The organism is Chroococcidiopsis sp. SAG 2025 (assembly GCF_032860985.1).
Classification (GTDB): domain Bacteria; phylum Cyanobacteriota; class Cyanobacteriia; order Cyanobacteriales; family Chroococcidiopsidaceae; genus Chroococcidiopsis.
This window is the reverse complement of sequence record NZ_JAOCNC010000001.1, coordinates 1,243,675-1,256,869: the sequence shown is the minus strand read 5'-3', so window position 1 is coordinate 1,256,869 and position 13,195 is coordinate 1,243,675. Positions and strand designations below refer to the sequence as shown.

Genomic DNA, 13,195 nt, shown 5'->3' with positions numbered 1-13,195 from the left:
GACTGACGTAAAACGCAACTCCTACCCGCATTCTAGCTCAATTTGCTCCATCTTTCTTACAAAGTCCCATTAGCAATGTCGGCATAATTGCTGCCATTAACGCGCAGGGAGAGGCGACAACGAGAAAAATTAAGGCGCGATAAATTGTTGTTTCCCAATTCCAACCCCAAATAAACGGGGGTAAAATTGCTAATAAAATCCCAGCGAGAACGACAACTTTGGCATAGCCGCGCTCAAAGCGTTCGATAAACATTTGTGAAGGAGGTGCTTCTGTTTGGGCTTGCTTGACTAATTGAATGATGCGCTGAATTAGGCTGCTTTCCGGCGGCTGATGCACTTGCAGAATTAAAGCCCTGTTACCGTTCAAAGTTCCTGCAAAAACTTCATGCCCTACAGTCTTTTCTACTGGTAAAGACTCCCCCGTAATTGCTGCTTCGTTGAGGGTGCTGTAACCTTCTTGAATGATGCTATCGGTGGGAATGAGTTCCCCAGGTTTAACTAAAATGCGATCGCCAACTTGTAACCGATCGACATCAACCAACTTTTCCTGTCCGCGAGCCAGTACCCTAGCTGTATCGCTACTCAGACTCATCAAACTGCGAATATCTCGTTCCGTGCGCTGCATTGCATAGCCTTCCAGCGCCCCACTGATAGCAAAAATTAAAATTAGAACTGCCCCATCGACAATTAAGTAATATTCCCGCCGCCACACACCTAATCCCGCCGCCCCCAAAGCAGCGACAATCATCAACAAGTCCACATCCAACTCTTTTTCTTGCCACAGAGTTGTCAGCCCTTCCTTCGCGCTCTCATACCCGCCGATAACGTATGCTGCTGGTAGTAACAATAATCCCAGCCCGAGCCAACCTATTTGGAGCGCTATCCAGCCCAAAAGTACCAATACAGCGCAAACAAAAGCGGCGATCGCATCTAGATGTTCTCGACTGAAAACTTGAAACAAAGTTTTCGATAAGGTTTGGAGACGAGTAATCGCGAAGTAAGTCATAGCCAACTGCACATACACCCTCTCACCCTAAACCTTGACATCAATGTCAATGTCAAGTCATTGGTAGTTGGTCATTGGTCATTGGTCATTGGTCATTGGTCACTGCTCTCTTCTCCCTACTCCCTGCTCCCTGCTCCTTGATAACCAGTCACTAGTCACTAGTCACTAGTCACCGATTCCTTTATCCTTGAATAGGCGAATAGCAGATAGCCAAGTCTAAACATATGGTAGCGGTAGCAATTTTGGCAGCTGGGCGCGGTACGCGAATGAAATCGACGTTGCCCAAAGTCTTACATCAAATCGGAGGGCGATCGCTGATCGAACGAGCGATCCTGGGTAGTCTGGAAATCTCTCCCAAGCGAGTTTTGGTGATTGTGGGATATCAAGCCGAGCAAGTGAAGACAGCTCTTTTAGATCCCAACCGCTCGCTAGTCTCTGATTCCCTGCCAAAGTTGGAGTTTGTCGAACAAACCGAGCAATTAGGAACGGGTCATGCAATTCAGCAAGTCCTGCCACATTTAGAAGGCTTTCAAGGGGATTTATTGGTGTTGAATGGTGACGTTCCCCTGTTACGACCCCAAACGCTAGAGCGGTTGATTCAAACCCACAAACAGCACCAACATGCTGCTACCATTCTCACCGCTCAACTCTCCGATCCCCAAGGTTACGGAAGGGTATTTTGTAACGGTCAAAACATCGTCCAACAAATTATTGAAGATCGCGATTGTAGCGCAGCTCAAAAGCAAAATCGTCGCGTTAACGCTGGGGTATACTGTTTTCGCTGGCAAGATTTAGCGAAGGTACTACCGCAACTACAAGCAAACAACGACCAAAAAGAATACTATTTGACAGATGCCGTAAATTTACTCCAACCCGCGATGGCAGTTGATATCGAAGACGAACAAGAAATTTTGGGAGTCAACGATCGCGAGCAACTAGCAACTGCCTACGAGATTTTACAAAGACGCATCAAGTCCTATTGGATGTCAGCAGGAGTCACGCTAATCGATCCAGCTAGTGTCACAATTGACGACACGGTAAAAATTCAACCAGATGTTGTCATTGAGCCACAAACCCACCTACGGGGTCAAACCGCGATCGCATCTGGCTGTCGGATTGGACCAGGTAGTCTCATAGAAAATAGTCAGATTGGCGAAAACGTCACGGCGATGTATTCTGTCGTCAGCAACAGCATTGTTGGTGCTGAAACTCAAATCGGTCCCTACGCTCATCTACGAGGTCAGGTTGAAGTTGGTGCGGGTTGTCGGATTGGCAATTTTGTGGAATTGAAAAATACGAAATTGGGGGCAGAAACCAAAGCTGCCCATTTATCGTATTTAGGCGATGCCACCATTGGGGAAAAAGTCAATATTGGTTGCGGTACGATTACAGCTAACTACGATGGTGTAAAAAAGCATCCCACTAAAATTGGCGATCGCAGTAAGACGGGTGCTGATAGCGTCCTCGTCGCTCCGATCGAGATCGGACAGGATGTCAACATTGCCGCAGGCTCGACTATTACCGAAGACGTACCCGACGATTGTTTGGTTATTGCCAGATCGCGTCAGGTTGTCAAACCTGGCTGGAGGCTGAAGTCGAAGGAGTGATTAGTGATTAGTAGCTGGTGACTAGTAATAAAAAGGGTGTGGGGTGTGGGGTGTAGGGTGTGGGGTGTAGTGAGTGGTGCGTGGTGTGCGATCGCTTCTGACTTCTCCTCTGCTCCTCTGCTCCTCTGCTCCTCTGCTCCCTGCTCCCTGCTCCCTGCTCCCTGCTCCCTCAAATACAACCAACCTGCGTCCCCACGGGCAACTCTAAAGTGTCAGCAATCTTGTTGCCGTCGTGGAAAGCAGCCAAGATCACGTCGCTGGTTTTTCCCCAGGCGATCGCACCAGAAGCATCAAGGGCGATCGCCCCTAAGTCTCGCTGGCGATCGGTGGCTTCAGCGAACGTGCGTTCCATCGCATCTAACAAAGACATTCCATCCGTGACGCGGACGACGATCCGCGCTGCTAAACACTCATCGATGATGTCTTCGCCAATTCCCGTACAGCTTACGGCAGCGTGTGCCGTGGCATAATTTCCCGCAGGCATAGCAGAATCGCTGACACGCCCGATGCGTTCAAACCCCTTACCACCTGTCGATGTACCAACTGCTAGCTTTCCTTGGCTATCTAGCACGACTACGCCAATTGTTCCCCGTCTAGCACTCGTATCGACAACTGCGGTGTCTGCATCGTCTCCTACCCCGACTTCTGCCACTACCGCCGCCATCGTCTTTGTGAAATTTTCCTGCCTTTCTTGCAGCCATTCGTTGAGACGACGCTCTGTAATCGGATCGTAGCTAGGCAGTTGCAGTTCTCGCAATAGTTCTGCTGCCCCAAAGTCTGACAACACACGATCGGGAGAGTTTTGTAAATACAATGCTAGTTCGATTGGATGCTGGACTCGCGAGACATTAATCGTACCGCTAAATCTTTGAGCAATACCATCCATCAGCGCCGCACTCATGCGAATTTGTCCGTCCGATTGCAGCACCGATCCCGTTCCAGCATTAAATAAGGGATCGTCTTCTAACATTTGACAACCGCGTACCACTGCCTCGCAAGCACTCTTACCTGCCAGCAATAAAGCATAAACCTCTTCAATAACCGGGTAGAGCGATCGCCTCACTGCTTCTACTCCACCTTTGCCGTGTAGCGAACTGCCTGCACCACCGTGAATAATTACTTTTGGTTGCACGTCTAACTCCATTTCGTCTTCGTGCTTAAAACTACCACAAAGGGGCTAGAACAGCGACCAGCAATCGTTGATTAGTTCTCAGTTGCCAAAAGCCGTAAGTAGAAAACACTTACGACTTACGACTTACGACTGTACGGGCGGGTTTACCTGAAATATTTGTCAGAGTCAGATTTCTTTTGTGAACCCGCCCCTACGACTTACCCCTCATTAGGACTGATTCTCTAGCTCTGCTTTCATCCGCTCCAAAGTATTATGCATTTGCTCGAACATTTGCTGCGGCGTGATCCCAAACTGATTGAGCTGAGTCTTAAGTTGTTCTACCGTCATTTGTGCCATGAAATCTTCTGAAAGTTCAAAGCGCTTCATAAAAATCCGATAGCGCTCCATCATGGCTTCCATTTGATCGATGTATAGCTTTTTTCCTTCGCGGTCAAATTTGCCGTAGCTGTTCCCCAGCTTGATCAGCGCTTGATAATCCTCAAACAGCTGTTTGGCTTCCTGTTGAACTATATCAGAATCAAAAAATCCCATAACACTTGTAATTATTTGAGTGAGGCACTCAAAGTTTTTATAGGTACGTCTAATATCATTCTAGTTTAGACGACGATTTAATACAGCAGTCATGGTCATTGGTCATTGGTCACTGCTCTCTTCTCCCTACTCCCTGCTCCCTGCTCCCTGATAATTGAATGAATAATATAGAAGATAAGGTAGTTAAAAAAGCGATCGCTGCCTTGGCAAAATACCTTAACCCCCCTTCCCTATGGAGTTGTCCTCATGAGCATCGTCAGCCAACAAAAAAATCGTAAAGTTGCTGCTACTCTGGCTTTTGCTTGTACGGTGTTGCCGATGCCAATTGCTGGATTACACAAGTTTTACTTGGGACAGCCTTTGTGGGGACTGCTTTATCTACTGCTCTCGTGGACACCTATTCCCCGCGTCGCCAGCGCTATTGAAGGATTTTGGTATTTAGTTCAAGACAATGAGGAATTTGACCTTAACTTTAATTCTGAATTGGGCATGTCGGCAGCAGGCATGACGAATCTTGCCAATTTTTCCATTTTATCGAAGCGCCCCTCAACTACAGTCATGCCAGACCGAGTGAGCGCGATCGCAGATGCCATGAGAGAATTAGACAATCTCCGCCAAGAGGGGTTAATCTCGGAATACGAATTTGAGCAAAAACGCCGCCAGTTATTAGAGCAAATATAATTTTATTGGTAATGGGTAATGGGTAATAAACCACCCCGACTCCCGACTCCCAACTCCCGACTCCCCAATGCTCAGTTGGCTGCAAATTCAAACGATCCGCAATAGATTGCTGAACGATCCCTATTATCGGTTGCAATCATTAGAAGAAATTGCTGTGGCGGTGTCTTTAGGAATTCAGATTGATGTCAACCAAGCAACGGTAGATGACTGGTTGAGGCTACCGGGACTTTCCATACATCAAGCGCGATCGCTCGTTCAACTCAGCCATGCTGGGGTACAGTTTTATTGTATTGAAGATATTGCCGCTGCTTTGAGCGTTCCCGTACAACGCCTCGCACCCTTGACACCAATCCTCAAATTCTGTTACTACGATGCAGAGACTTCTCCTCTGCTTCGCCTCAATCCCAATACAGCGACAGTAGAAGATTTAATCCAAATTCCCACTATGAATTTGGCATTAGCGCAAGCAGTTGTAGAAAATCGTCAGATGGCTGGTGCTTATCAAAATTTAGTTGATTTTCAAAAACGACTGTCCCTTCCAGGTCAGATTATTTCTCAGTTAATGCATTATTTAAGTTTTTGAGTTTCCTCTTAAGTCGCTTAGCGATCGCTCGTCAGCAATACTTTTGAATTTTGACTTTTCCCTTTTGACTTTTGTTGCACGACCATTTTCATATTAGCTGGCGGAGCAACTGTTAAACCGCGACGAGTTGGCTTAACGGGACGGTTACTAGCTAATTTGAGATCGTAATTTGATAGGATATTTGCTAATACTAATTTCATCTCAAATAAGGCAAAAGCTGCACCGATACAGCGGCGATTGCTACCACCAAATGGCAAATACTCGTAAGGAGAAAATTGCCGTTCTAAAAACCGTTCTGGAATGAATTGTTTGGGATGAGGATACAGATCCTCGCGCTGGTGGGTGAGATAAATAGAAATCACCACGATCGCACCTGACTCCAACTGATAGCCGCCAATTTCCATCGGGACTTTCAGAATGCGCGGGAAGGGACTAATCGCGATTGGGTAAATGCGGAGAGTTTCGCAACAAACAGCATTCAAGTATGGTAGTTTAGCGATCGCACTCGGATCGGGATTGTCTCCTAGCGAGTCAATTTCTGCTTGTAACTTTTCTTTAACTTCCGGCAGGCGATCGAGCCAATATAATGCCCAGGCAAGTGCTGAAGCAGTTGTTTCGTGTCCGGCAAATAATAAAGTTAGCAGTTCGTCCCGCAATTCCTCGTCGGTCATGGGTTGACCCGCTTCATCTCGCGCTGCTAGTAGTAAAGACAGAATATCATCGCGCTGTAAAGACGTTGCCTGTAACATCTCTACACGTCTTTGTTGAATTTCTACAACTAACAGATCGTCGATCTGCTGTTTCATCTGTAAAAACAGCCCCCAAGGACTCCACTTTCCCCAATCTTTTTGGAGGGATGGAAAAAATAGCACCATCGAACTTACAGGCGAACTGACGGTTTCTAACAGGGAGGTGAGCAGTTTTCGCAAGCGATCGTAACGTTCCCCGCCATCCAAACCAAACACGGCGCTGAGGATAACGCGCATGGATATTTCTTGTGTCGCAGCACGAACGGTTATCGATTGTCCCGATCGCCACTGACTGGTAACTTGTGTCGTAATATCCCAAATAGTTTGTCCGTAAGTCCGCAAGCGATCGCCGTGAAAGGGTGGCATTAATAACTTACGCTGACGCTGGTGTTTCATCCCGCCGAGTAAGATCAGCGAGTTAGCTCCTAATAACGGTAGTAAAATATCATTACCGCTATTAGTATCAAACAACTCTGGATTTGCAGCTAAAACTTGCTCGATCGCTGCTGGATTGCTCAAATATACCATCGATGGCGAGGCATTTTTGGCGATCGCAAAAATATCTCCATACTTCTTCGCCCGTGCTTCCATCACCTCAAACGGGCGTAAGATCCAATTAATAAATCTCAGTCTCCGCAGCCAAGGCGGACCACTGGGACCATCAGGTAATCGCATCGACGTTTGGTTCATATGAAGTGAGTAGTGAGTTTAGAAGATGTTGGATTTCTCGTTGATATTGCTCTGGCAGTCTACCCCGGTAGCCGAGCGATGGTAACTATCTTATTCTAATTCTCTCTAAGCGTAGCATTTGGATAATCCATGAGTGCGATCGCACCTCATGCACGCTTTACCCTCATTACGATACACTTCTGGCAGAGAAAGTGAGTAGCGAGCAGTGCTAAGAGAAGAAGTCAAAAGTTATCAGTCAGAATTAACTAACAACTAACAACTGTTATGTTCTACCTCCCTGTTTCTATCTTGTTGTTTATTTTACTTTTGTTAGTATTTCCTTTTATTTGGTTCGCATTGACGCTTGATGTTGTCCAAATAGCAGTAGCAAAATTAGGGTTTTCTGCCAATGCTGCTCTATTTTTATTGGCAGCAATAATTATTGGTAGCACAATCAATATTCCTTTGTACAAGGTAGAATCTCAAATTGAAATTGTCGATAACTATAGCGATTTGTGGGTACGACAATTTTTCGGTATTCCCCTACCGCGCATTCATCAAAAAACAATTGTTGCTTTAAATATCGGTGGTGGTTTAATTCCCGTTCTCGTAGCTTTATATCAATTTCGCCATGCTAATCCACTAGCGATTGTTTTAGTCACTGCGCTCGTCACAGTTGTGAGTTACTACGCTGCTCGTGTCGTACCAGGAATCGGAATTCAGATGAATCCGTTACTGGCTCCAATAACCGCCGCGATCGCGTCTGCTTTCATCACTAGAGGAATCCACGCCGCACCCGTTGCCTTTGCTGGCGGGGTGCTGGGAACTTTAATCGGTGCGGATATATTACACTTAAAAGAAATTCAGCGCATGACACCAGGAGTTCTTAGTATCGGTGGTGCTGGCGTGTTTGACGGAATTGCCTTGTGTGGTTTATTTACTCTTTTGCTATCGTAGTTTCTAGATTCTACAACTTAGGAGAGATGGAGTATCGATTCAAAATGCAGCTTGGCAACTGGTTTCAAATAGAAAAAATTATTCGTAATTTAGAATCGATTCAGAACTTTATTGTAGTCTCTTTATGTTTTGGTTTATTCTGTGTCATGATAATTCGGCTAGGAGATATGTTTGTCTCCCTGCTACATCCTTTAGAATTTCAGCGCGTCACTTCTGACATTCTTTTTATTCTAATTCTAGTGGAATTATTTCGTTTATTAATCATTTATTTACAGCAGCAGCGAATTTCGGTCGGTGTAGCAGTTGAAGTATCAATTGTTTCTGCATTGCGAGAAATAATTCTACGGGGTGTACTAGAAATTTCTAGTAGTCAGATGATAGGAGTTTGTAGTTTCTTAACCGTGCTGGGATTACTACTCTTAGTTCGAGCTTGGATGTCACGCATATACGATCGCCCTATGAGTTCTCCAGTAGAATCAGCAAAGCCAGAAAAATAATTATTGTCAAACTAAGCGATGGTCAGCGAGTATCAGTAAATATTGACCCCATGAAATGACTTGAAAAATGAGTATGGAAAACCGTTTAGCAGCCTTTCGTAAATTGCCATTAAGAGCGCAACTAGCTCTAATTAACTCAACTCGCGACAATTCAGTATTGAGCCAAAACAAAGAATATCTCGACAATTTAGAACGCATTCATGCAGAATGTCTAAGCTCAGCAACCCCAGAACAAAAAATAGCCTATGAAAAGGCTAAAGAACATTTATGAGAAGTCAGTCAAAAGTCAAAAGTCAAAAGTCAAAAGTCAAAACTGAGGAGCCAGGAGTTAAAGGTATTTCACGCACCACGCACCACTCGCTAATGACAAATGACGAATGACCAATGACAAATGAAAAATTAAGTCCAATACAAAACTTTTGCTTGAGGAAAACGCTGTTGAATTTGGCGCTCGAAAAATCTGCGTAACTCTCTCATCGTGTCAGAATCGTATACGTATTTCGTACCACCAAACTTATTGCGCTTGACGCTGCGCTTTGACTCGTCCATATCCAACTTGGTTTGAGGATACCAAGAAAGCAAAACCTCTTTGGAACCCGGAGTAAAACGGTGGGAGATTAACTCAAAAGTCAAGTCGCACTCGAAATCTAATGCTGCGCTAATCGCATCAAATAACTGAGTGTAATGCGATTCCCAGTCTTCCATATCCATAATGGGTGCAATGACTAACCCAACAGGATAACCGCCACCACCTTGCGATCGCGGTAATGCTAGCTTTCTTAACGCCTGCAATCTCGCGCCTACAGAAGCCGTACCACCCTCAAATCTTCCCGATATAGGTGCGGCGTTAACGCTGACACGACAGCGAGTATGACCGTTGTGAGGCAGCTCTAGTAAGCTATCTACGTTATCAAATTTCGATACCCAACGCAGATATCCATCTTGGCGCGTCCCGAAGTGGCGGATGCATTCAGCTAGACTACCCGTGAGATGCTCTATCCCTAAAGGATCTGTGTAGCAACTCACCTCAAAACTAGTTGCTTTTCCTTGCTGCTCGTAGGATGCGGTATTGGCTAAAATCTGTGGTAAGTTGGCAAAAACGCGAATGACTGGTGGTCCTTGCAAACTTCCAGCTAAATAACAATATTGGCAGTGTGCCGGACAGCCTTCAGCCAGATGAAACTGCCAGTCTGCTGAAGGAGGAATGGGACTGAGTTTCAAAGCACTTGGTGGTGCGGTGACAACGGCAAGGGTGCGCTTGGCAATATCGTAGGTTTCGCGATCGCTCTCTCCCCTTAAACCTGTCAAACGGTTACGCGGTAATTCTTCTACTGGTAGGTTGAGCGCCTGTACCAGTGCTAAAATTTGCTGAGCGTAGGGTTCTTCTAAAGCGGCGGGAGTAAACATAACTCGTTCTGGCATCCACAATCGTGCCGAACGGACTTGCATCTGCGAAGACGGTTGATTGAATTTGTCTTGTGCGATCGTCATGCTGGAAAAAGTCTGATATTATTTGCCCGATGTAGAGACGTTACATGTAACGTCTCTACATAACATTCAACGTCTCTATTCTTCGATCGCTCCCTTGATTCTTCGTTCTAGGCGATCGAGATCTAACTCACCTTCATCGCGGACAATCCGGCGAATAGTCGGGTTGATATTTTGCAGATCGATGAGTAAATCTTGTAATATCTCTTGTTGCTGGCGAGACTGGGTAATGTCGCGTGGCTCTTGGACTAAATCTCTAACAATTGAGTCTTCTGCACGCGAAGCCACAACCGGATCGACTTGCCCTTCAAGGTGTATGTATGTCCGTCGTCCTGGTCCCCGATCTTCCTCGATAGGTACAATCGATGTCACCTTATCGGAACGGACGTACTTGCCATAGCCGAGGTGTACTAACACCGATGACTGTATTTTCATGTAGTGGATCTAAAGCTGTCTGATGTGATATATCTATTATGACAAAGGTAGGATATGCCTGGACTGTATCTATAGAGCGGGTTTTACGAGTTTTTAGTAGTGCTAACCGTTAAGCAATATTTCTTTAGTAGCGGATGGATCGAGTCAGAAGATAGATGTTTTCTAGTTAATCTGAATACATCATCATTTATAGATGTTTGCAGATAAAACCAGTGAGGAAAGTAGATACGATCGCGCCACTATCAACCAATGAGATCGGTCAACAAAAGTTATCTCTGGTTGAAGTATTAGTCAAAGCTGAGGAAATTGCCGATTTCTGTGCCAGCAATGCTGCGGCAATTGATGTCAATGGAGCCTTTCCAGTCAAAGAATTTGACTCGATCTCCCAAGCTGGTTTGCTAGCAGCACCTTTACCACCAGAATTAGGCGGACTGGGGTTAGGAATTGACTCTAGCCGCACCTGGGAAACGTTGCAATTGCTCAAACACATCGGACGGGGCAATCTTGCCGTGGGGCGGATCTATGAGGGACACGTCAACGCCTTACAATTAATTCAAACATTTGGGACGCAAGCACAAATCGAAGCGTATGCCAGCGATGCCCGCGATCGCCATAAAATATTTGGCGTGTGGAATGCAGAAGCTAGCGATGGCGTAAAAGTATTCCCAATGGGAGATGGCAAATATCAGTTGCAAGGCTCGAAAACCTTTGCCTCTGGTTCTGGCTACGTAGAACGTCCTTTTGCTAGTGGTGCTTTACCAGATAGTAGCTGGCAAATGTGTATCGTCCCAATGGAAGAAGTTGCTACAGTCAGCGATCCGGCTTGGTGGCAACCTTCAGGAATGCGGGCAACGGCAAGCTTTAAGGTAGATTTTAGTGGGGTAGAACTGGATGCTGGGGCGCTGATTGGCAAACCAGGAGACTACTACAGACAACCTTGGCTGACAACAGGAGTCATTCGGTTTGCTGCCGTACAGCTAGGTGGGGCAGAGGCATTATTTAACGAAACCCGCAAGTATCTCGACAAATTAGGCAGAACTCTCGATCCATATCAACAGACGCGGGTGGGGCAAATGGCGATCGCCATTGAAAGCGGTAATCTATGGTTGCGTGGCGCAGCAGATTTAGTCAAAGCATACGCCCCTACTTTTGCTGGTGATGCCAATACCTCCAACGAACAAGCAGATAAGTTAGTAGCATACGCCAATATGGTACGCACGGCGATCGAGCAAATCTGCATGGATGCAATTCAACTGTGCGAACGCTGTGTTGGGACGCGGGGTTTACTACCACCAATTCCAATGGAACGGATTATTCGAGATCTGACATTGTATCTGCGTCAACCTGCATTTGATGCGGCGATCGCTAATGTCGGACAGTATGCCCTATCTGAATCCGTGCCTGCACACTCTCTCTGGTCTTATGAGTCCGATAACTAACAAGTCGCTGTTTAGCGATCCGGCTATATTACCTTGGTGTAGTGTGGCTGAAATTGCCAGCAAATCTGCGTATAGGGGCGCACAGCCGTGCGCCCCTACCAAGGCACAAGGGACGATCGCGAAATCTGTACTGGTAGTTGCACCCCATCCCGACGACGAAACTTTAGGTTGTGGAGGCGCGATCGCCCTATTACAATCTCTAGAGTGTCGGGTCAATGTTTTAGTTATCAGCGATGGTACCATGTCTCACCCGCGATCGCGCCAGTATCCCGCGGCTAAATTGCGATCGCTGCGAGAAGCCGAAACCCGCACTGCTACAGCGACTTTAGGCATAGAGGCATCTGCGGTAGATTTTCTCAGATTACCGGATGGGGCAATTCCCACTCCAGAAAAGCCTAATTTTGCAGCAGCAGTCGAAATGTGTCGCGATCGCATTACTGCACTAAAACCAGATACAATTTTTCTTCCCTGGCGATTCGATCCTCACCCCGATCACCGCGCTACCTGGCAGATCGTCCATCGTGCCTTGGTAGAAGCGCAAAGCCTTACACCTCGATTCATTGAATACCCGATTTGGGATTGGGATGAAACACAAAGAAGCGATCTAGCAACAAGCAATCGCATTACAGCATGGCGGTTAGATATCAGCGATGTTGTCGAAGTGAAAAAACAGGCGATCGCGGCGTATCGTTCTCAGACAACAAATCTAATTGATGACGATCCAGAAGGCTTTCGTCTCACGCCAGAAATGCTGGCAAATTTTACCCGTCCTTGGGAAGTGTATATAGAAGAACTATGAAACAATCCTTACCAGCCAGTTACTTTGACAATCTTTACAACGCCGATCCCGATCCGTGGAAATTTGAAACCAGCAAATACGAAGCCGATAAATATGCTGCCACGATCGCCGCTTTACCCAAACCGCGCTATCATTCTGCATTTGAAATTGGCTGTTCGATCGGAGTCTTAACCGCAAGATTAGCCAATCGTTGCGATCGCATATTATCTGTAGACTTATCGGAACCAGCCTTAAACCGTGCTATAAAACGTTGCGAATCTCTCCCACACGTCCGCTTGCAACTCATGGGAGTACCGCAAGAATACCCCGATGAAACTTTCGATCTAACTCTAGTTTCCGAAGTCGGATATTATTGGTGTTGGGAAGACTTACGCAAAGCACAACAACTAATTCTGTCTCACCTAGAACCAGGCGGACATTTACTCTTAGTTCACTGGACTCTTTACGCCAAAGACTATCCACTCAGCGGCGATGAAGTCCACGAAGCATTTTTAGAACTCGTTCCTACTCAACTGCGTCATCTCAAAGCACAGAGAGAAGAACAATATCGGCTCGATTTATTTGAGAAAGTTGGTAGTTGGTAGTTGGTAGTTGCTCATTTGTGAGTGGTGTTATGACTTCC

At 46.1% G+C, this 13,195-nt stretch carries 15 protein-coding genes and 1 pseudogene; 9 read left to right on the top strand and 7 right to left on the bottom strand.

The genetic code is table 11. From position 1 onward, the window contains the following. Window positions 1-61: 61 nt before the first annotated feature. Window positions 62-1,006, bottom strand: a pseudogene (locus N4J56_RS06020) (HAD-IC family P-type ATPase); the annotation flags it as partial. A gap of 224 nt (window positions 1,007-1,230) precedes the next feature. On the opposite strand from N4J56_RS06020, the gene glmU reads away from it, so the two are divergent. Continuing rightward, window positions 1,231-2,613 carry a bifunctional UDP-N-acetylglucosamine diphosphorylase/glucosamine-1-phosphate N-acetyltransferase GlmU gene (gene glmU / locus N4J56_RS06015; RefSeq protein ID WP_317105632.1) on the top strand — a complete coding sequence of 461 codons (1,383 nt, stop codon included), beginning with the start codon at window positions 1,231-1,233 and terminating at the stop codon, window positions 2,611-2,613. A gap of 21 nt (window positions 2,614-2,634) precedes the next feature. Here glmU and N4J56_RS06010 read toward each other — a convergent pair whose 3' ends face one another. From N4J56_RS06010 to N4J56_RS06000, 3 genes are all read right to left on the bottom strand, one after another. Continuing rightward, a complete protein-coding gene (locus N4J56_RS06010) occupies window positions 2,635-2,796 on the bottom strand; it encodes a hypothetical protein (protein ID WP_317105631.1) in 162 nt (53 codons plus the stop codon). Next, window positions 2,783-3,757, bottom strand: coding sequence for an isoaspartyl peptidase/L-asparaginase (locus tag N4J56_RS06005; protein ID WP_410500301.1), 975 nt, complete (start codon window positions 3,755-3,757; stop codon window positions 2,783-2,785). Before N4J56_RS06005 ends, N4J56_RS06010 begins: the two co-directional genes overlap by 14 nt. A 195-nt stretch (window positions 3,758-3,952) precedes the next feature. Further along, entirely contained in the window at window positions 3,953-4,276 is a 324-nt protein-coding gene (locus tag N4J56_RS06000; protein ID WP_039715768.1) for a DUF1825 family protein, read from the bottom strand. Between the two features lie 246 nt (window positions 4,277-4,522). On the opposite strand from N4J56_RS06000, the gene N4J56_RS05995 reads away from it, so the two are divergent. Together N4J56_RS05995 and N4J56_RS05990 are read left to right on the top strand one after the other, a co-directional pair. Continuing rightward, window positions 4,523-4,957 carry an NINE protein gene (locus tag N4J56_RS05995; protein WP_317105629.1) on the top strand — a complete coding sequence of 145 codons (435 nt, stop codon included), beginning with the start codon at window positions 4,523-4,525 and terminating at the stop codon, window positions 4,955-4,957. A 67-nt stretch (window positions 4,958-5,024) separates the two neighbouring features. After that, a complete protein-coding gene (locus N4J56_RS05990; protein ID WP_317105628.1) occupies window positions 5,025-5,540 on the top strand; it encodes a ComEA family DNA-binding protein in 516 nt (171 codons plus the stop codon). Window positions 5,541-5,557: 17 nt separating this feature from the next. Here N4J56_RS05990 and N4J56_RS05985 read toward each other — a convergent pair whose 3' ends face one another. Next, complete coding sequence (locus N4J56_RS05985) at window positions 5,558-6,964, bottom strand: cytochrome P450 (RefSeq protein ID WP_410500432.1); 1,407 nt, start codon at window positions 6,962-6,964, stop codon at window positions 5,558-5,560. A gap of 279 nt (window positions 6,965-7,243) precedes the next feature. Here N4J56_RS05985 and N4J56_RS05980 point away from each other — a divergent pair, with 279 nt between their 5' ends. The 3 genes from N4J56_RS05980 to N4J56_RS05970 all read left to right on the top strand — a co-directional run bounded on the left by N4J56_RS05980 (window position 7,244) and on the right by N4J56_RS05970 (window position 8,683). After that, on the top strand, window positions 7,244-7,915 hold the full coding sequence (locus N4J56_RS05980) for a DUF1614 domain-containing protein (RefSeq protein ID WP_317105626.1): 672 nt from the start codon (window positions 7,244-7,246) through the stop codon (window positions 7,913-7,915). Between the two features lie 26 nt (window positions 7,916-7,941). Next, window positions 7,942-8,412, top strand: coding sequence for a phosphate-starvation-inducible PsiE family protein (locus tag N4J56_RS05975; RefSeq protein WP_317105625.1), 471 nt, complete (start codon window positions 7,942-7,944; stop codon window positions 8,410-8,412). 73 nt (window positions 8,413-8,485) lie between these two features. Further along, window positions 8,486-8,683, top strand: a complete 198-nt coding sequence (locus tag N4J56_RS05970) for a hypothetical protein (protein ID WP_317105624.1) — start codon at window positions 8,486-8,488, stop codon at window positions 8,681-8,683. Window positions 8,684-8,811: 128 nt separating this feature from the next. Here the strand turns inward: N4J56_RS05970 and N4J56_RS05965 are convergent, their stop codons facing one another. Further along, window positions 8,812-9,903, bottom strand: coding sequence for a spore photoproduct lyase family protein (locus N4J56_RS05965; RefSeq protein ID WP_317105623.1), 1,092 nt, complete (start codon window positions 9,901-9,903; stop codon window positions 8,812-8,814). A gap of 75 nt (window positions 9,904-9,978) precedes the next feature. Continuing rightward, entirely contained in the window at window positions 9,979-10,335 is a 357-nt protein-coding gene (locus tag N4J56_RS05960) for a hypothetical protein (RefSeq protein ID WP_317105622.1), read from the bottom strand. A 212-nt stretch (window positions 10,336-10,547) separates the two neighbouring features. Between N4J56_RS05960 and N4J56_RS05955 the strand changes: the two genes are divergently transcribed. The 3 genes from N4J56_RS05955 to N4J56_RS05945 are packed head-to-tail and all read left to right on the top strand — an operon-like array spanning window position 10,548 to window position 13,157. Then, the gene (locus N4J56_RS05955) at window positions 10,548-11,774 is read left to right on the top strand and encodes an acyl-CoA dehydrogenase family protein (RefSeq protein WP_317105621.1); all 1,227 of its coding nucleotides are present in this window, start codon (window positions 10,548-10,550) and stop codon (window positions 11,772-11,774) included. Continuing rightward, the gene (locus tag N4J56_RS05950; protein WP_317105620.1) at window positions 11,758-12,573 is read left to right on the top strand and encodes a PIG-L deacetylase family protein; all 816 of its coding nucleotides are present in this window, start codon (window positions 11,758-11,760) and stop codon (window positions 12,571-12,573) included. The genes N4J56_RS05955 and N4J56_RS05950 overlap by 17 nt, the downstream gene beginning before the upstream one ends. After that, a complete protein-coding gene (locus N4J56_RS05945; RefSeq protein WP_317105619.1) occupies window positions 12,570-13,157 on the top strand; it encodes a class I SAM-dependent DNA methyltransferase in 588 nt (195 codons plus the stop codon). Before N4J56_RS05950 ends, N4J56_RS05945 begins: the two co-directional genes overlap by 4 nt. Window positions 13,158-13,195: the final 38 nt, after the last annotated feature.